The following is an 18,660-nucleotide window of genomic DNA, read 5'->3' on the forward strand; positions in this document are numbered from 1 at the left end:
CGCACCATCGTCGGGGACTGCGTCCGCCCGTCGCGGCAAGGCGAGGTGAAGGAGACCGCATGTGACGGGACGGGGGCTCGGGCGCCGCAGTTCACAGTGACAGCGGCGGTCCGTTCTCGTTCTGCCTGTCCGGCCGACACGGACTTGTACGTGCAGTTGGGCGGCGGGGCACCGGTAGGGTGCGCCCGCCGCCTGTGAACCGCCGGCCCGTGCTCCAGGCCGTCCCTCAGTCGTGACGCGTCTCGCGTCATACGCCACGCGCCACACGTCACGCATCCGGCGTCGTACGTCACGCGTCTCGCACCACACGTCACACGTCACAAAGAACGCGTCGCACGAGACGCATCACACGAGACGCGTCACACACCGCGCGCCGACATCACGGACGCAGCATCTGCATCTCCGAGACGTCCCGCTTGTCCAGCTTCTTGTCGTACGGGGCCAGCGGCGCGGCCTCGGCGCCCTGCGGAGCGTCGACGTCCGCCCAGTCGAGCAGGGCCTCGGTCGCCTTCTTGCGGTCGGGCTCCCGCAGCTTCGCGATGTTCGAGCCGTGGTTGCCGCCGGGAACCTTGTAGACGTACGAGTCCTCGGAACCGGAGCCCAGCCGGAACGGCTCGGAGCTCCACGGGTCCCACTCACCGTTGACGAACATCATGCGCTCACCGTGATGACGCACCCACCGGTCCACGTCCCGCATCGCGTTCTTGTCGAAGTGCAGGGGGATGTCGCGCGGCACGAAGGTCCGGGAGTTGTTGATGCCCGGGTAGCGCAGCAGGTCCTTGAGGTGGTCGTACTTGTAGCTGGGCTCGCCGAGCTGGGTGCCCGCCTGGTAGTAGTACGGCAGATTGCGCTCAAGGCCCTGGTCGGTGTAGCTGTCGAAGCCACCGACCTTGTCGATCCACTTCCACAGTTCGTCGGTGGTGGCGGTCTTCTTGGGGACCTCGGGGCAGGCGGTGGCAGCCGGCTGGTACTGCCAGAAGCCGAACACCAGGTCGGTGACGAGGACCTCGTACGCCTTGTCGATGGTGCCGACGAGCTTGAAGGTCTTCTTGTTGTCCTGCGCCCACTTCGCGTAGCGGTTGACGATCTCGCCGCGGCGCAGCAGTGCCTCGCGCTCCAGCGCCGCGAGGTCCTTGCGGCACTGGGCGGTGCCGACGGTGCGGAGGAACCGGTCGTACGCCGAGTCCTCCTTGTTGTTCACGTCGTTCGGCGCGACGTAGGCGACGGTGCCGTCCATGTCGTCCGGGAAGAAACGGCGGTAGTACGTGGCGGTCATGCCGCCCTTGCTGCCGCCGGTGGATATCCAGTTCTGGTCGTAGATCCGGTGCAGCGCCTTGAAGATGCGGTGCTGGTCGTTGGCTGCCTGCCGGATGGTGAGCTTCTTCCAGTCGGCGGGCTGCGGCCGCGACGGCGTGAAGTACCGGTACTCCATCGACACCTGGTTGCCGTCGATGATCTGCGTCGGTTCGCTGCGCCGTACGTCCGTATTGAGGTTGTAGCCCGAGGTGAAGAAGACCGTGGGCCGGTCGACGGACTTGTGCAGCAGGGTCAGCCGCTGCTGGAAGGTCCCCTTGGAGGGGTGCTGGTGATCGATCGGCTGGGTGTAGTTGAGGACGAAGAAGCGGTAGCCGTCGACCGGCTTCTCCTGGACGAGACTCATCCCCGGGATCGCCAGGATCCGGTCCTTGATGTCGGTCGCTTTCGGCTTCACGGCGGTGGCCGCGGTCGCCGACGCCGTGCCCGCACTCGCCGTGCCTATGAGCACCGCGAGTGACAGCAGGCATCTGATGGCCTTGCGCATTGCACCCTCCCCTTGGGACAGCAAAGGTCGGGGTGAACCTATCGGCGCGGCAACGGTCCCACCAGCCCCTTCTTTTCGGAGAGGAACGGTGGTAAGTGGTCGCGCCACCCGGCGCCCACCGCCCACCGCCCGCCACCCGCCACCCGACGTCGTCGTCCGTCGTCGTCGTCCGGTCAGCTCAGCGGCCGACCGGACGCCGGTGCGCACGGCACCTTGGCGGGCAGGGCGTCGTCGCGGGCGTTCAGGCAGCCACCGGCTCTTCCTCGCCCGTGAACGCGCGCCACAGTTCGGCGTAGCGTCCGCCCCTGGCGAGGAGTTCGGCGTGGGTTCCGTCCTCGGCGACCCGGCCGTGGGCAAGGACCACGACCCGGTCGGCGCGGGCCGCGGTGGTCAGGCGGTGCGCCACCACGAGCGTCGTACGCCGTCCAGACAGCCGGTCCGTGGCCTCGTTGACCGCGGACTCGGTGGCCAGGTCGAGCGCGGCGGTGGCTTCGTCGAGCAACAGGATGTCGGGATCGACGAGTTCGGCGCGGGCGAGCGCGAGCAGTTGGCGCTGGCCTGCGGAAAGGTTACGGCCGCGTTCGGTGACCTCATGGAGATAGCCGCCGTCCAGCCCGGCAATCATGTCGTGGGCGCCGACCGCCCGGGCCGCGGCCTCCACCTCGGCGTCGGTGGCGTCCGGGCGCCCGTACGCGATGGCGTCGCGCACCGTACCGGGGAACAGGTAGGACTCCTGCGGTACGACGCCGAGGCGGTGCCGGTAGCCGGTGAGGTCCAGTTCGCGCAGGTCCGTACCGTCGACGCGGACGGTGCCGGCCGTCGGGTCGTAGAACCGCGCCACCAGCTTGACCAGGGTGGACTTGCCCGCACCGGTCTCACCGACGAAGGCGACGGTCTGCCCGGCGGGGATGGTCAGGTCGATGCCGGAGAGGGCTGTGGCGGTGGAGCTGTCGGAGTTTTCGGAGGCGTTGGAGCTGTCGGTGGCGTTGGGGCTGCTGGAGGCGTGTGAGGCTCCCGTGGCTTCGGAGACGGTGCCGGTTTCGCTTTCGGAGGCGGCACCCCCGTACCGGAAGTGCACGTCCTCGAAGGTGATCTCGCCCGCCAGCTCGCGCACCGCGCGCGGATTCTCGGCCTGGGGTGTGGTGGTCGGCTCGCGCAGCAGTTCCTGGATGCGGCCGAGCGAGACGGCGGCCTGCTGGTAGCCGTCGAAAACCTGCGAGAGCTGCTGTACGGGGGCGAAGAACAGGTCGATGTAGAGCAGGTACGCGACCAGCGCGCCCGCCGTGAGGGTGCCGGCGCCGACCCGGCCGGCGCCGACGATCAGGACGAGCGCCGCGGCAACGGAGGACAGGAGCTGGACGAACGGGAAGTAGACCGAGATCAGGAACTGGCCGCGGATGCGGGCCGCGCGGTAGGCGTGGCTGCGTTCCGCGAACCGGTCGGCGCCGCTGCGCTCGCGGCGGAACGCCTGCACGATCCGCAGTCCGGCGACGCTCTCCTGGAGGTCGCCGTTGACGACGCTGATGCGTTCGCGGGCGAGTTCGTACGCCTTCACGCTCTGCTTGCGGAAGAAGTACGTACCGATGATCAGCGGCGGGAGGGTGGCGAAGACGACCAGGGCCAGCTGGACATCGATGACCAGGAGCGCGACGAGGATGCCGAAGAAGGTCAGTACGGAGACGACGGCGGTGACCAGACCGGTCTGCAGGAACGTGGACAGGGCGTCCACGTCCGTCGTCATCCGGGTCATGATCTTTCCGGTCAGTTCGCGCTCGTAGTAGTCGAGGCCGAGGCGCTGGAGCTGCGCGAAGATTTTTACGCGCAGCGAGTAGAGGACGCGTTCGCCGGTGCGGCCCGTCATGCGGTTCGAGCCGATCTGGGCCGCCCACTGGGCGAGTACGACGAACAGCGCGAGGCCGGCGGCCGTCCAGACGCCCGCCAGTTGTGCGCGCCGTACGCCGTCGTCGATGCCGTGCCGGATGAGGACCGGGAGCAGCAGTCCGGCGACGGCGTCGACGGCGACCAGGGCGAGGGCGACGGCCAGCGGGCCGCCGAAACCGCGCAGGAGCCGGCGCAGACCGTAGGACTTCTCGGGGCGGGCGGCCCGCTCCTCGTCGATGTCGGGGGTGTCGGTCGCGGGCGGGAGGGCGGCGACCCGGGCGAGGAGTTCCGGGCTGGCGGCCATGCCGGGCGCGGCTTCGGGGGCTTCGGGGGCTCCGGCGGCCGTGCCGGGCCCGGTGTCAGCTTCCGTGTCGAAGCGTTTCCACAAATGGGGAGTGATGCCGTTGACGCGGTGGTCGGGTACCGCTTCGGACGGAGCGGGCGCGCCGGAATCCGCCGTAACCGGGCGTTCCAGCAAACCGCTCGCCGCGGACTCTCCGCCGAAGCCGGGGCGCTCCAGGCTGGTACCGCCCAGCTCGCCGGAGCCTCCCAGCTCATCGACCCCACCCGGCTCGTCGGCACCGCCTGGTACACCGGTACCGCCTGGTACACCGGTACCACCCAGCTCGTCCGGATCGGTCAGCAGGCGGCGGTACAGCTCGCAGCGTCCTTCCAGTTCCTCGCGCGTACCGATGTCGACCAGCCGGCCGCCGTCCAGGACGGCGACGCGGTCGGCGAGGGCGAGGGTGGAGGCGCGGTGGGCGATCAGCAGCGTCGTACGGCCCGCCATCACCCCGCGCAGGGCCTCGTGTATCTCGTGCTCGACGCGGGCGTCGACGGCGGAGGTCGCGTCGTCCAGGACGAGCAGCCGCGGGTCGGTGAGGATCGCGCGGGCCAGCGCGACGCGCTGGCGCTGGCCGCCGGAGAGGGTCAGGCCCTGTTCGCCGACCTCGGTGTCGTACCCGTCGGGCAGGGCGGATATGAAGCCGTCGGCCTGTGCGGCACGCGCGGCGATACGTATCTGCTCGTCGGTGGCGTCCGGGGTTCCGTAGGCGATGTTGTCGCGCAGGGAGTCGGAGAACAGGAAGCTGTTCTCCGGTACGAGGCCGATGGCCGCGCGCAGCGACGCGAGGCTCAGGTCGCGTACGTCGTGGCCGCCCACCAGAACCCGGCCCGCGGTCGCGTCGTAGAAACGGGGCAGCAGCAGCGAGACGGTGGACTTGCCGCTGCCGGACGTGCCGACGACGGCGACGGTCTCGCCGGGCTCGATGCGCAGCGAGAAGTCCTCCAGCACGGGCCGCCCGTTGCCGTAGCCGAAGGAGACCTGCTCGAACTCGACAGTGGCCGGCGCGTCGGCGGGGAGTTCGAGCGCGTCCTGGCGCTCTTCGATCATCGGCTCGGTGTCGACGAGTTCGAAGACCCGCTCCACACCGGCCCGTGCCTGCTGTCCGACGGTCAGCATCATCGCGAGCATCCGCACGGGCGCGACGAGCTGCGCGAGGTAGGTGGAGAAGGCGACGAAGGTGCCGAGGGTGATCTGCCCGTTGGTGGCCAGCCAGCCGCCGAGGGCCAGCATGGCGACCTGCCCGAGCGAGGGCACGGCCTGGAGGGCGGGGGTGTAGCGGGCGTTCATCCGTACGGTACGGAGCCGGCCGGCGAAGAGGCGGCGGCTGACCGTACGCAGCTTGCCGGTCTCCTGCTCCTCCTGGCCGAAACCCTTGACGACGCGGACACCGGAGACCGCGCCGTCGACGACGCCCGCGACGGCGGCGGCCTGGCCCTGCGCGTACCAGGTGGCGGGGTAGAGACGGTTGCGGCTGCGCTGGGCGATGAACCACAGGGCGGGGGCGACGGCCAGGGCGACGACGGTGAGCAGTGGGGAGAGCACCACCATCACGACCAGCGAGATCGCGAAGAGCAGTACGTTCCCGATCATCATCGGCAGCATGAACAGCAGGCTCTGGATGAGCTGCAGGTCGCTGGTGGCCCGGCCGACGACCTGGCCGGTGCTCAGTTCGTCCTGCCGGTGCCCGTCCAGCCGCGCGATCGACCGGAACATCCGGGTGCGCAGGTCGTGCTGGACGTCGAGCGCCAGCCGTCCGCCGTAGTAGCGGCGTACGTACGTCAGCGCGTAGACGGCGAGCGCGGCGACGACCAGCAGAGTCGCCCACGGGGCGAGCGGGCGGTCGCGGCTGACGATGACATCATCGATGATCAGCTTCGGGATGAGCGGGACGAGGGCCATCACGCCCATTCCGGCGAGTGACGAGCCGAGTGCGAGCAGTACGTCCTTCTTGTACTGCCAGCACAGGCGCGTCAGCCGCCGTGCCCAGCCGCCGCCCTTTTCCGCTGGACCGCTCCCCGTCCCCGTCACGCGCTGCCTCCCGCGTCTCGTCGTTCACCAGGAGGCTCCAACGCCGTGGGCAGCGGATTTCATTCCGCCGCAACAATCGGGAACGGGAAAACCCTTGACGCCGTCAACGATTAACGGCCGCCGGGCCGCACCGTCAGGCTGTAGAGGCGGGTGATCTGCTTCGGGCTCTCGTTGTCGTCGCTGACCAGGATGACGCGCAGCCGCCCGCCGGGCGCGCGGCCGGTGATCGCCATGCCCTCGATGTTGTCCAGCAGCGGATTGGTCTGCGGCTGGTGTGCGGGGGCGCCCAGGGAGGGGCAGGCGCCGAGGTCGGCGAGGAGCTTCTTGCGGGCGGGGCGTACCGCCTTGCCACCGGGGAGTGCGCCGATGCCGCTGACGTCGCTCGCCCGGCGCGGATCGGCGAGATAGAGGCGCACCGTGTTGCCGACGCCGGCGGTGAAGCCGCGTTCCAGGACGAGCAGCCGGCCGTCGGTGAGCGCGGCGATCTCGGAGACGCCCAGTCCGGCGTCCACCGGGTACGCGTACTGCCTGCTCAGCCGGTACGGGGCAGGGCGGGTTCCGGAGCCCTGCCGCTGCCAGGTCTGGAAGCGCAGCAGGGGGCGTCCCGCGCTGTCCTTGCCGTCGCCGGTGAGCTGTCCTTCCATGGCGGCGGTCAGCGTGCCGCTACCGGGGGCGAGCGTGAGGCCCTCGAAGGTCTGGTTGGACTGGGCGCGCCCGGCCGGCGCCACTTGGAGCGCCTCGGGGAGGGGCAGCCGTCCGAGGAGCGCGCCGGAACGGTCGTAACGCCGTACGGAAGGTTCCGTCTCTGACGAGACGAGGTAGCGCCCGCCCGGTTCGACGGCCAGGCCCTCGGCGTCGAGAACGGCCCCCTTCTCGTCAGTGATCTTGGTTGTCCGTGCCGGCCGGTGGCTCCGTCCGTCCAGGCCGATCAGTACGGAACGGTCGGAGAGGGCGGCGAGGGAGCCGTCGGTGTCGCGGGCGAGTGCGGAGAGGTTGCCTACGAAGGTGCCCTGGAAGGTGGTCTTGTCCAGGGCGTCGGAGTAGCGGTCGAGGGAGACGGACGGGGAGCAGGGATGGCCGCCCGCGGCCGAGGAGCGGTCGTTGTGGTCCGAGGGCGCCGAGGATCCCGAGGAGTCCGAGGTCTGGCCGCCGGCGGCTGAGGGGAGGCCGCCGCCCTTGTCCGTACGTGCCGATGCGGTGGACGCTCCCGGAACCGTGGCGGACGAGGCGGTTCGGCCCGCGGTGGCCGAGGCCGAGTCTGCGCCGGCCGATGCCGCCCGGCCCGGCCCCGCCGCCGGTGTCCCCTCGGCGCACGCCGTGAGACAGCCGGCGGCCAGCACTGCTGCGGTGACACGGACAACCGCGGAACGTACGCGCACGAGGGGTCCTCCCGTTCGTCGACGCCCGGGGGCAGGCGTGCCCCCGGGATGCGGGCAGGCCCGACGCGGGCACGCCCCAGTGTCGACCCTTCCCCTCAGCGGCGCGCCGCGAGCACCCTTCGGACAATCGGTCCCGCCGCGTCGCCGCCGTGACCACCTTGCTGGACAACTGCGGCCGCCGCGGCGTCGTTGCGGTAACCGAGGAACCAACTGTTGGCGTCGCCCTGGCCGTCGGCCTCCGCCGATCCGGTCTTCGCGCCGATGTCGCCGCTGAGTCCGGCCATCGCCCGCGCGCCGGTGCCGCTCACGGCCGTACGCCGCATCATGGCGCGCAGCTGCGCGGCGACCGAAGGGGGCAGGGCGCGGCTCGCGTGGGCGACCGGCCGGCCGTCCAGTTCCGGCGAGACCAGGACGGGCTGGGAGAAGTACCCGGCCTTGGCGGTGGCGGCCACGGACGCCATGTTCAGCGGGTTGGCCTGGACGCGGCCCTGGCCGATGAGCGCCGCCGGGGTGTCCGCGCCGTCGCTCTGCGGCACGCTGCCGTCGAACGTCGGTATTCCGGCCTTCCAGTCCTTGCCGAGTCCGAAGACTTCCTGCGCCTCGTTGCTCAGGTCCGTGCCCGAGAGGCGGTCGGCCAGGCCGATGAATGCGGTGTTGCAGGAACGCGCGAAACTGTCGGAGAACGTGCCGCCGCTGATCGCGAACATGCCCTGGTTGTGGAACGAGCGTCCGCCCGCCGACGCGTACTTCGGGCACTCCACGCTCTTGCCCGCGGAGACCAGGCCCTTCTCCATCAGCATCGCGGCCGTGACGACCTTCATCGTGGAGCCGGGTGCCAGCCGGCCCTGGAAGGCCGCGTTGAACTGGTCCGTACGGTGGTTGGCCACCGCGAGGATGTCCCCGCTGCCCGGCTTGACCACGACGACCGACGCCTGACGGTAGTCCTTGACCGCCGCTTCGGCCGCGCGCTGCACATTCGCGTCCAGCGTCGTGCGCAACGTTCCTTCGCGGCCCTTGACGACGGTGTGCAGCGTCTTGCCCGGCTGACCGCTTTCGCCCATGACGCGCACTTCGATGCCCTGGACGCCGCCCGCCTTCTCCCCGTAGCTCTCCCGGAGGGCGGGCAGGATGACACCGAGCGACGGGAGGGCTTCGGCGTCCAGTTCGGTGCCGTTGCGGTCGACCGCCTTGACGGGCGGCGCGCCGTCGGAGCCGGTCTGCAGGCTTTCGCCACGGTGCAGGGCGGGGTGGACCACGGTGGGCTGCCAGTCGACGAGCGCCTTGCCGGTGGTCTTGCCGCGGACGACGCGCAGTGCGGAATCGTACGACCAGGTCGCGTGCTCCGGTACGCCCTTCCCCTCGCCCTCGTCCTTACTCCCGTCCGTACCTTCGGCCTTGTCCTGGCCCTCACCCTTGCCCTTGCTCTCGCCCTTGTCCTTGCCCTTGCCCACCGAGAGTTCGGCGGTGACGTGGAAGGGGACCTTCGCGCCGTTGTTCTGGCCGGCCTCGAAGGTCACCTTCGACACCAGGGCCTCGTCGTGGAAGCCGGTCAGCGCCTGGCGCGCGCCCTCGGCGTTGTCCGTGAGGAGGGCGGCGGCCTCGGTGTCGCCCTTGCTCCAGGCCGCGAGAAAGTCGCGCGCGGTGTTGCGCACTTCTTCCTCGCTCGGCGGACCGGTCTGTCTGGAGGCGGTCGTACCGGCCGTTGACCCGGACGTACCGGAGTCGCCGCCGGCGAATGCCTCGTAGACGTTGTACGCGCCCACGCCGGCCACGCCCACCATCGCGGCGAAGACGCCGCCGACCACGTACTTCACACCCGTACGCACAGTTCCCCTCCCAGGTCAGACACACCGTGCGTGTCCGGACACTATGTGACGGAAGCGGTCACAGATGTCTCGTTCCGGGGACGGATTGGTCACTTTCGGTCCAGACCAATGGCCGGACCAGCGCCCCGGCCAGCATCCCGGGCCAGCGGCCGACAGCGACCAAATCAATGACTGCGTCAAGGAAAACGGCCCAGATCGCTACGTTCGACGACCTGGACCGTTCCGAGGGAGATCCTGAACCGTTCCCGGCTACTCCCCGGCCGCCGGGCCCACGGCCTTCTGCACCGTCAGTTCCGCGAGCCCGGGGCGCCGGCCGTCCTTCGTCACCTCGGCGCCGCGCATCGTGAGCCGTACGTAGCGGGCCGTCGAGCGCCCGTCGTACCCGGTGCCGTACCAGTGCTTGCCGTCCGTCGAGACCTGCGCCACGTACGAGGCGGGCTCACCGTCCTTCCAGCGCGGAGTGATCTGCCCGATCCGCGACAACTTGCCGAGGTCGACGGTCAGGGTGCCGTCGGGACCGTCCGGCGTCCAGGAGGTGGCCGCGTTGCCGTCCACCGCGGCGCCCGCGTACATACCGGGCTCCTCCGACGTGGCCCGCACCGTGGTGCACCGGGCCGCATTGTCCGTCGCCGCGAGGTCGGGGCGGCGGGTCTTGAGCGTCAGGGGTACGCCGCGGCTCACCACGCGCTCGCCCTCCGGCGACTCGACGCGCATCGGCGCGCCCGCCGTCAGCCGCACCGTCGTGCTGTGCGCACCGATCTCCACGTCGTACGTACGCCCCTGCCAGCGCAGCCCGCGCAGCGTGACGCCGTCGGACAACTGCGGCGGCAGCATCGGGTCCAGGTGCACCCGGTCCTCGCGCATCCGCAGCCCGGTCAGCCCGTTGGTGAAGGTCTGCAGGAAACCGCCCTTGCCGGTGAGGAAGTCCTGCGCGGGCGAACCGGCGTGCGGGTCGCCCGCACCCGCCTTGTCGCCGCGCGCCTCGGAGAACTGGTGGAAGGCGCCGCGTACGAACGGCTTGATGGAACGCATCATGTACGTGTACGTCGAGCAGCCCGGCTCGCCGGCTCCGGCGGCGGCGACGGCGTGCACCGAGTCGGTCATGGCGGGGCCGTCCGGGTCGGTGAGAGCGGCGTAGTGGTCGAGCGTGCTGACCTTGGCGCGCTGCGACATCGGCCATTCCAGCGGGTACATGAGCAGGACGGTGTCGGCCTGCTTGATCATCGTGTTCTTGTAGCCGTCGTACTGCTGGAAGACGTCGCGCTTCGCGTCGTACGGGATGCGGATGCGGTCGGCGATGTCCTTCCAGGCCGCGGGGACGGACCGGCCGAGTAGTGCGGCGGCGCGTCCGGCGTTGCGCAGCGCGGTGACTGCGCCGGCGTTGGTGAAGACGCCGTCGTTCACGCCGTTGCTGTATTCGTCCGGCCCGGCGACGTTTTTGATCGAGTAGCTGCCGTCGGTGTTGCGGGTGACGCGCGACGCCCAGAATTCCGCGATGCCCTTCAGTACCGGCCAGCCGCGTTCCCGCAGCCAGGCGGTGTCCTTGGTGGCGAGGTAGTACTGCCAGGCCGCCAGGGACACATCGCCCATCAGATGGTTCTGGGTCTTGCAGTGCGGCGGTTCCCAGCTGTGGCACTCGTTCCAGAGGTCGCCCTTGCTGCCGCTGGTCCACGGGTAGAACAGTCCCTTGTAACCCAGCTTCTTCGCGTTGGCGGCGGCTCCGGCCCGGGTCCTGTAGCGGTAGTCCACGACGGACTTGGCCAGGTCGGGGTGGGCGGCCAGGAGTCCCGGGTACATCCAGGTCTCGGCGTCCCAGAAGATTTCGCCCGCGTAGTTGTCACTGGTCAGCCCGGCCGGGCTGATGCTGTCGCTGCTGCCGGGACGCGTACTGGACAGCAGCCCGTACTGCGCCGCACGCACCCACGCCTGCACGTCCCGCTGTCCGCGGCCCTTCACTTCGACATCGCTGCGCCACAGTTTCCGCCAGGCGGCGGCGTGCTTCCGGTACAGGGCGTCCCAGCCCCGGTCCGCGGCCCGCTGCGCGGCGACGGTCGCGGCGGCGCGCGGAGCACGGGAGGTGAGGGCGGTGTCGACACCGACGTACTTGATCAGCTCGTAGGAACGCCCGGCCCGTACGGGGAACGTCACGCTCTGCTGATTGCTCAGGTCCTTCGCCGCGCCCGCGTGCTGCGCGGTCGCGTCCAGCGGGCGGACCTGGGGGCCGGGGCGCAGGGCCGAGGCGATGGCGCCGTCCGTGTTCGTGCCGTCCGTACGGAAGGTCACGTCCATCGTGCGGCCGCCGCCCGGCCGCGCGCCGCCGCCGGTCTGCGTCATACGGCGCGCGCCGCGTCCGTCGAGACGGTCGGTGGCGGTGGCCCGGCCGTCCCAGTGCGGTGTCATGCGCAGCCGTACGGCGCCGGTGTGCGCGCTGGTGCGGTCCGCGAGTACGTCGTACACGAGGTCGGTGGCGCGGCCGTCGGCGGCTGTCCATGTCAGTGACGTACGGACCAGTCCGCAGCGGATGAACTGCGTCTGGCGGTAGTTCGAGATGCGGCCCGCCGGGGTCGAGGAGTCGAAGGTCTGCGGGCGGTCGCCGGCGGCGGTGACGTCGAGGCCCGTCCACGTCGGGAGCGCGGCGATGGCCTGGCGGCCCTTCAGCTTCTCCGGGCCGCGTGCGTACAGGCCGGAGACGAAGGAACCGTCGTAGCGCGGTGTCTTCAGCGGCCAGCCGGTCGTCTCACCGGGGGCCGTGTAGCCGGCGCCGTTGGGGGCTATCCGCTGGCCGAGGTAGCCGTTGCCGACGAAGGCGTGGTGGCCGTCCTCGGGGTCGATACGGGTGGCGGTGGGGGTCCAGCCGTCACCGTCGTCCGCGGCGGTCGCGGCGGAACGTTTCCCCTCGGAGGGTCGCGCGCCGGACCGGTCCAGATCCCGCGGAGCGCAGGAGGCACTGGACGGCTGGGCAGGCCCAGCGGCCTGCACCGCCGCTGCCGTCGGAGCGCCCGAAGTCGACGTGGATGCCGGAGTGGATGCCGCCGCCGACGCCGGTGGCAGCGTCGTGACGAGGGCCCCCGCGAGGAGCGGGGCGATCAGTTTGGCCGAGTGGGTCATCGGTCTCCGTCGCAAGTGTCCAACCGGTGCGGCCGTGCGCTCAGCACCACGGACCACACCGAGAACATCATCAACAAACGCCCCAAAAGCATCGGAGCGCCCCACCCGCCACATGACGGAGTTCACAGGATCGCCCGCTGATTGGTCAATAGCCCACTCCATACGGCACACTTTTAGACTGACCAGTCAGATCAAAGGAGGGGCCGTGGACACCACCCGCCAGGGGGCGGCGGTCAACGCCAGGGGAATCGGAGTGAAAGGCCCGCGGGGGTGGGCGTTCAGAGACGTCCACCTCACCGCGGACCCGGGTGCGCTGATCGCCGTCGAGGGCCCTTCGGGCTCCGGCCGCACCTGTCTCCTGCTGGCGCTGACCGGCCGTATGAAGCTCGCCGAGGGCCACGCGACGGTCGCCGGCTTCCCCCTCCCCAAGCGCATGGGTACGGTGCGCAGCCTCACCGCCATCGCGCACGTCCCCGGGGTCGCCGACCTGGAACCGGCGCTGACCGCCGGGGAACACCTGGAGGAGCAGGCCCTGTTGGGCCACCGGATGGCCGGTTCGCTCGGCGCCCGGCTGCCCTGGGGCCGCCGCTACAAGGAGGCGACGCGGGCCCGCATCGAGGCCGCGCTGGCCGCCGTCGGCCTCGACCCCGCCACCCTGCCCAAGGGACTGCGCACCGCCGTACGGGACCTGGAGCGCATCGAGGCGCTGCGGCTCTCGCTCGCGCTGGCCGTCATGCACGGCCCGCGGCTGGTGGCCGTCGACGACGTCGACCTCAAGCTCTCCGAGGACGAGCGTTCGCTGGCCTGGCAGATGCTGCGGGACCTGGCCCTGCACGGCACGACGGTGGTGGCGGCGGCCAGCACCGCCCCGCGCGACGCGGTCGTCGTACGGACCGCGCCCGCGGCCACCGAATCCGCCGCCACCCCCGCCCCCACTTCGACCACCGGCACGGCCGGTACGACCGACATCCACGAGGAGGAAGCAGCCCATGCGCTCGCCGAAGCTCGCCGCGCTTGAGCTCAAGCGCTTCGGCAGGGGCAAGCTCCCCCGGCTGGGCCTCGTCGCCCTGATGCTGATCCCGTTGCTGTACGGCGCGCTGTACCTGTGCTCGTTCTGGGATCCGTACGCGAACCTGGACAAGATCCCGGTCGCGCTCGTCAACGACGACCAGGGCGCCACCGCCGACGGCAAGAAGGTCCAGGCCGGCGACGAACTCGTCAAGAACGTCAAGGACAGCAACACGTTCAACTGGGAGGAGGTCAGCTCCGCCGACGCCGAGAAGGGCGTCGAGAACGGTACGTACTACCTCTCCCTGACCGTTCCGAAGGACTTCAGCGAGCGGATCGCCTCCAGCTCGGGTGACCACCCGGAGACGGGTGCGCTCCAGGTCCGTACGAACGACGCGAACAACTACATCGTCGGCTCGATCTCCAAGACGATCTTCTCGGAGATCCGCGCGAAGACGTCGGCGAAGTCGTCGCGGCAGTTCTACGACAAGATCTTTGTGTCGTTCTCGGATCTGCACGACCAGACTGCGAAGGCCGCGGACGGCGCCACCAAGCTCGACGACGGCCTGGGCAAGGCCAAGGACGGCACGGACAAGCTCGCCGACGGCCTCGGCACGGCCAAGGACAAGAATGGCGAGCTGACGGACGGGCTGGGGAAGCTGGACAAGGGGTCCGGTGACCTGAGCAAGGGCGCCGGGACGCTGCGCGACAAGTCCGGTGAGCTGAGCCAGGGCGCGGGCGCCGTGAACAAGGGCGCCAGGGACCTGAACTCGGGCCTCGGCACCGCTCAGGCCAAGGGCAAGCAGCTCAGCGACGGCGCCGGCCGAGTGGCCGCGGGCACCAAGCAGCTCGCCGACAAGGTCAACGGCATCGCCAAGCAGGATCTGCCGTTCCTGAAGGCGCACAGCAAGGAGATCGCCGACAAGGCGCGCGTCGTCGCCGACCTCAGCAAGGCTCTCAACGACGACCTCGGCAAGCTGCCGGGGAACTCCGCCAAGGCTGCCGCCGAGGCACGGAAGAACGCTGAGGACGCCAAGTCCCTCTACCAGGAGAGCTGCGGTGGCGCTTCCGCCGACAAGGCCGACTGCGCGAAGCTGAAGGGCATCGCGGCAGGCACCGCACTCGCAGCCGACGCAGCGGAAAAGGTTGACGGAGTCATAGGAAAGCTGGACCTCCAGCACCTCCGTACGCAGCTCGGAGAACTGCACAGGGGTGCCGAGCTGGTCGCCGACAAGGCCCCGGGCATCGCCGGCAATGCGGAAAAGGCGATCGGCCAGATCAACGAACTCAACGCCGGTGCCCAGAAGATCTCCCGAGGGGCCGGGCAGTTCGTCCAGGGCATCAACGCGCTCGCCGACGGCAGCGGCAAGGTGGCGGACGGTACGGGCAAGATCGCCGACGGCAACGGAAAGCTCGCCAACGGTGCCGGTGACCTCGCCAACGGCGCAGGCCAGCTCCACAACGGCATCGGCGACGCCAAGAACGGCTCCGGAAAGATCGGCGACGGTCTCGGTCAGCTGGAGGACGGCGCGCTCGACCTCAAGGGTGGCGTCTACAAGCTGAAGGACGGCTCCAACCAGCTCGCCGGTGGCCTGAACAGCGGTGTGGACAAGATCCCGGACTACGACAAGAAGGACCGCGACGCCCGTACCGACGTCATGTCGAACCCGGTCGAGCTGGCCTCGAAGTCGATGCACAAGGCGCCCAACTACGGCACCGGACTGGCCCCGTACTTCATCCCGCTGTCCCTGTGGGTCGGCGCGATGGTCGCGTACATGCTCCTCGCGCCGCTCGGCAAGCGGGCGCTCGCCGCGGGGGCGCCGGGCTGGCGGATCGCGCTCGGGTCCTGGCTGCCGGCCTTCGCCATCGGCGTCGTGCAGGTGCTGGCCCTGATGGCCGTACTGCACTGGGGCCTCGGCCTGGAGATGGAACGCGCGGGGGCCACCATCGGCTTCCTGTTGCTGGCGACGGCCGCGTTCACCGCCATCATCCAGTTCTTCGGCGCGCAGTTCGGTCCGGCGGGCCGCGTACTGACCCTCGTCGTGCTGATGCTTCAGCTGACGTCGGCGGGCGGTACGTACCCGGTGCAGACCAGCCCCGGATTCTTCGGCGCGATCCACCCGTTCCTGCCGATGAGTTACGTGGTGGACGGCCTGCGCCGGCTCATCACCGGCGGTGACCTCGGGATCGTGTGGCAGGGCTCGATCGTCCTGGCCGTCTTCACCATCGCCGCGCTGGCGCTCACCTCGCTGACCGCGCGCAGCCGGCAGGTCGTACGGATGAAGGACCTGCACCCGGAACTGAGCCTGTGAGCGTGCGGACCCAGCACCGGGGCAGGCACGGGAGCGGCGCCGTTCGCGGCGCCGCTCCCGGCGCCGGACCCGAAGCCGTCACCCCGGCCCACGGGCCCCGCCGCGGCGCCACCCGGCGCAAGCTGTTCGACGCCGCGGTCACCCTCATCGCCGAGCAGGGCTTCTCCGCCACCACGGTGGACGAGATCGCCGAACGCGCCGGTGTCGCCAAGGGCACCGTCTACTACAACTTCGCCAGCAAGAACGTCCTCTACGAGGAGCTGCTGCGGGACGGCGTCGACCTGCTCGCCGCCTCCCTCCGGGACGCCGCCGACCGGGCGGTGCGGGTGGACGGCGGTACCCGGGTCGACGCGCTGGACGCGATGATCCGGGCGGGCCTGGACTTCATCGCCGGCTCGCCCTCCCTGACCCAGCTCTACGTGGCGGAACTGTGGCGTACGAACCGGGTCTGGCAGCCGACCTTGCAGTCCGTACGGGGCCGGGCGGTCGCCGTCGTCGAGGACGTGCTGCGGGACGCCGTCGACGTCGGCGAGCTGACCGAGGAACTCGACGTCCCGCTGACGGCCTCCGCCCTCCTCGGCATGGTGCTCGTAGCCGCACTGGACTGGCTGTCGTTCCAGCCGCACCGCTCGGTGGAGGACGTGCACGCCTCCCTGTCGCGGCTGCTTCAGGGCCGGGTCAGTCCCCTCCGCACGGACTGACACCGTATTCACACGGACCAGCCGAGCACGCGTCGTACACGCAGGTCAGAGCCCCGTCCCCGCATCCACCGGATGCGGGGACGGGGCTCTCGCGTGAGACTGGACGGGGTACCTGAGACCGGCCGGGGTACGTGTGACCGGCCGGGCAGGCGGCAGACGAGCCGGGGAGTGCGGACGTATGAGCAGACAGCCGCGGCTCCCCCGGGTGATGAACGATCCGCTGGTCAACCGCGGAACCGCCTTCACCGCCGCCGAACGTGACCGTCTCGGGCTCGTCGGCCGGCTGCCCGACGCGGTGCTCACGCTGGACCAGCAGGCGCGGCGCGCGTACGAGCAGCTCCGCCGCCAGCCCGACGACCTGGCCGCGTACAACCATCTGGAGCAGTTGCACGACCGCAACGAGGTGCTTTACCACCGGCTGCTCACCGAGCACCTCGCCGAGCTGCTGCCCATCGTCTACGACCCGACCGTGGGCGAGGCGATCAAGACGTACAGCCATGAGTACCGGCGCCCGCGCGGCGTCTTCCTCTGCATCGACCGGCCCCAGGACTTGCGCCGCTCCTTCCAGGAGCTGGGTCTCGGGCCGGACGAGGTGGATCTGGTCGTGGTCACCGACGCCGAGCAGATCCTCGGCATCGGCGACTGGGGCGTGCACGGCATCCAGATCGCCGTGGGCAAGCTGGCGGTGTACACGGCGGCCGCGGGTATCGATCCCGCGCGGTGCCTGCCGGTGGTTCTGGACGTCGGTACGGACAACGAGACGCTGCTCAACGACCCGCTGTATCTCGGCGTACGGCACAGCCGGGCGCGCGGCGAACGTTACGACGCCTTCGTCGCCGCGTATCTGGACACGGTCGCGACGCTGTACCCGGGCGCGCTCCTGCACTTCGAGGACTTCGGCGCGGGCAACGCACGGCGCTTCCTGGAGCGGTACGGCGAGCGCTACCGCATGTTCAACGACGACATGCAGGGGACCGGCGCCATCACGCTCGCCGCCGTCCGGGCCGCACTCGACGTCACCGGCGTACCGTTCCGCGAGCAGCGCGTCGTGGTGTTCGGGGCCGGGACAGCCGGCGTCGGCATCGCCGACCAGCTACGCGAGGCCATGGTCCGCGACGGCCTGGACGGCACCGAAGCGACCCGCCGCATCTGGCTCGTCGACCGGCCAGGACTGCTGCTCGACGCCATGGACGGGCTGCGCGACTATCAGCGGGGTTACGCCCGGCGCAAGGAGGAGGTCGAGGGGTGGGGGGACGGTGGAGCTGAACGGGATGACATCGATCTCCTGACGACCGTACGGAACGTGCGCCCGACCGTTCTGATCGGCACCTCGACCGTACGCGGTGCCTTCACCCGGCAGATCGTGCAGGAAATGGCGGAGCACGTCGAGCGGCCCGTCATCTTCCCGCTCTCCAACCCGACCGAGAAGATCGAGGCAATGCCGTCGGACCTGCTGCGCTGGACCGGCGGCAGGGCGCTGACGACAGCCGGCATCCCGGTGGACCCGGTGGAGATCGACGGCGTCCGGCACGTCATCGGCCAGGCCAACAACGCTCTCGTCTACCCGGGGATCGGGCTGGGCGTGGTGGTCTCGCGCGCCGAGCGGCTGACGCCCGGGATGCTGCTGGCCGCCGCGGACGCGGTCGCCGGGCAGGTCGCCGGGCGTACCGGTGGCGGCCCGGGAGCGCCGCTGCTGCCGCAGGTGGAGAATCTGCGTGCTTCTTCGGCTGCCGTCGCGGTCGCGGTGGTACGGGCGGCCGTCGGCGAGGGAGTCGCGCGCGTGGCTCCCGAGGATGTCGTCCAGGCGGTGCAGGACGCGATGTGGCAGCCGGAGTACGGGCAGACGCCGACACCATCCGGTTGACGAGCCGTCGGCCCGCTAGGTCTAATGGGAATGCGTGTGCGCGTGACGTCGGCCAAAGAGCAGTGGGCCGGCCGGCAGTCGGGCGACACACCTTTTCTTTTAGGGACGACGCCATGAGTTCATACTCCACAGGCTGAGCCTGACATCAGCGCGCCGAGTGCGCGCGGCGGTGCGTCACATGCCTGGGCACTGTTCCGGCCCGGTTCCCACCTTCTGGTTTTCGCGTTTCGGTTTCGTTGTTTCGGTTTCGGTGTTCTGCGTACGGCGTGGAGCTCGCGGCATCCCATGACACGTACGACACGTAACCGATGACCTCTCCGAACGAGGGCGCGTGCGGCGACTGCCGCACGCCGTGAGCATGCCTGCGCGCTTCCCCCGCACTGCCATTCCTTCTCTTTCCCTCTCT

The 18,660-nt window shown here is 70.3% G+C and carries 9 protein-coding genes; 4 read left to right on the forward strand and 5 right to left on the reverse strand.

Going from position 1 to position 18,660, the window contains the following annotated elements; translation table 11 throughout:
- Positions 1 to 379: 379 nt before the first annotated feature.
- The 5 genes from ACZ4QV_RS06820 to ACZ4QV_RS06840 form a co-directional block, all read right to left on the reverse strand.
- Positions 380 to 1,801, reverse strand: coding sequence for a S28 family serine protease (locus tag ACZ4QV_RS06820; protein WP_361144515.1), 1,422 nt, complete (start codon positions 1,799 to 1,801; stop codon positions 380 to 382).
- Positions 1,802 to 2,042: 241 nt separating this feature from the next.
- Positions 2,043 to 6,056: an ABC transporter ATP-binding protein gene (locus tag ACZ4QV_RS06825; protein ID WP_361582576.1), complete on the reverse strand. Its 4,014-nt coding sequence runs from the start codon at positions 6,054 to 6,056 to the stop codon at positions 2,043 to 2,045.
- 110 nt (positions 6,057 to 6,166) lie between these two features.
- Positions 6,167 to 7,435, reverse strand: a complete 1,269-nt coding sequence (locus tag ACZ4QV_RS06830) for an esterase-like activity of phytase family protein (protein ID WP_361144519.1) — start codon at positions 7,433 to 7,435, stop codon at positions 6,167 to 6,169.
- Positions 7,436 to 7,530: 95 nt separating this feature from the next.
- Positions 7,531 to 9,216, reverse strand: coding sequence for a penicillin-binding transpeptidase domain-containing protein (locus ACZ4QV_RS06835; protein WP_467762706.1), 1,686 nt, complete (start codon positions 9,214 to 9,216; stop codon positions 7,531 to 7,533).
- A 294-nt stretch (positions 9,217 to 9,510) separates the two neighbouring features.
- Complete coding sequence (locus tag ACZ4QV_RS06840; RefSeq protein ID WP_467762648.1) at positions 9,511 to 12,369, reverse strand: discoidin domain-containing protein; 2,859 nt, start codon at positions 12,367 to 12,369, stop codon at positions 9,511 to 9,513.
- 205 nt (positions 12,370 to 12,574) lie between these two features.
- Here ACZ4QV_RS06840 and ACZ4QV_RS06845 point away from each other — a divergent pair, with 205 nt between their 5' ends.
- From ACZ4QV_RS06845 to ACZ4QV_RS06860, 4 genes are all read left to right on the forward strand, one after another.
- Positions 12,575 to 13,387, forward strand: coding sequence for an ATP-binding cassette domain-containing protein (locus ACZ4QV_RS06845; RefSeq protein WP_361582588.1), 813 nt, complete (start codon positions 12,575 to 12,577; stop codon positions 13,385 to 13,387).
- The gene (locus ACZ4QV_RS06850; RefSeq protein ID WP_361616985.1) at positions 13,359 to 15,689 is read left to right on the forward strand and encodes a YhgE/Pip domain-containing protein; all 2,331 of its coding nucleotides are present in this window, start codon (positions 13,359 to 13,361) and stop codon (positions 15,687 to 15,689) included. The genes ACZ4QV_RS06845 and ACZ4QV_RS06850 overlap by 29 nt, the downstream gene beginning before the upstream one ends.
- Complete coding sequence (locus ACZ4QV_RS06855; protein WP_467762649.1) at positions 15,686 to 16,390, forward strand: TetR/AcrR family transcriptional regulator; 705 nt, start codon at positions 15,686 to 15,688, stop codon at positions 16,388 to 16,390. Before ACZ4QV_RS06850 ends, ACZ4QV_RS06855 begins: the two co-directional genes overlap by 4 nt.
- Positions 16,391 to 16,568: 178 nt before the next feature.
- Positions 16,569 to 18,254 (forward strand): NAD-dependent malic enzyme, encoded by a 1,686-nt coding sequence (locus ACZ4QV_RS06860; protein ID WP_361582594.1) that lies wholly within the window; start codon positions 16,569 to 16,571, stop codon positions 18,252 to 18,254.
- Positions 18,255 to 18,660 lie beyond the last annotated feature (406 nt).

The organism is Streptomyces sp. NPDC026394 (assembly GCF_055567735.1).

Excerpts from the sequence above, each read along its gene's own strand:
- ACZ4QV_RS06850 (WP_361616985.1), top strand. The coding sequence starts at position 13,359 with ATGCGCTCGCCGAAGCTCGCCGCGCTTGAGCTCAAGCGCTTCGGCAGG.
- ACZ4QV_RS06820 (WP_361144515.1), bottom strand. The coding sequence starts at position 1,801 with ATGCGCAAGGCCATCAGATGCCTGCTGTCACTCGCGGTGCTCATAGGC.
- ACZ4QV_RS06835 (WP_467762706.1), bottom strand. The coding sequence starts at position 9,216 with ATGGTGGGCGTGGCCGGCGTGGGCGCGTACAACGTCTACGAGGCATTC.
- ACZ4QV_RS06860 (WP_361582594.1), top strand. The coding sequence starts at position 16,569 with ATGAGCAGACAGCCGCGGCTCCCCCGGGTGATGAACGATCCGCTGGTC.
- ACZ4QV_RS06840 (WP_467762648.1), bottom strand. The coding sequence starts at position 12,369 with ATGACCCACTCGGCCAAACTGATCGCCCCGCTCCTCGCGGGGGCCCTC.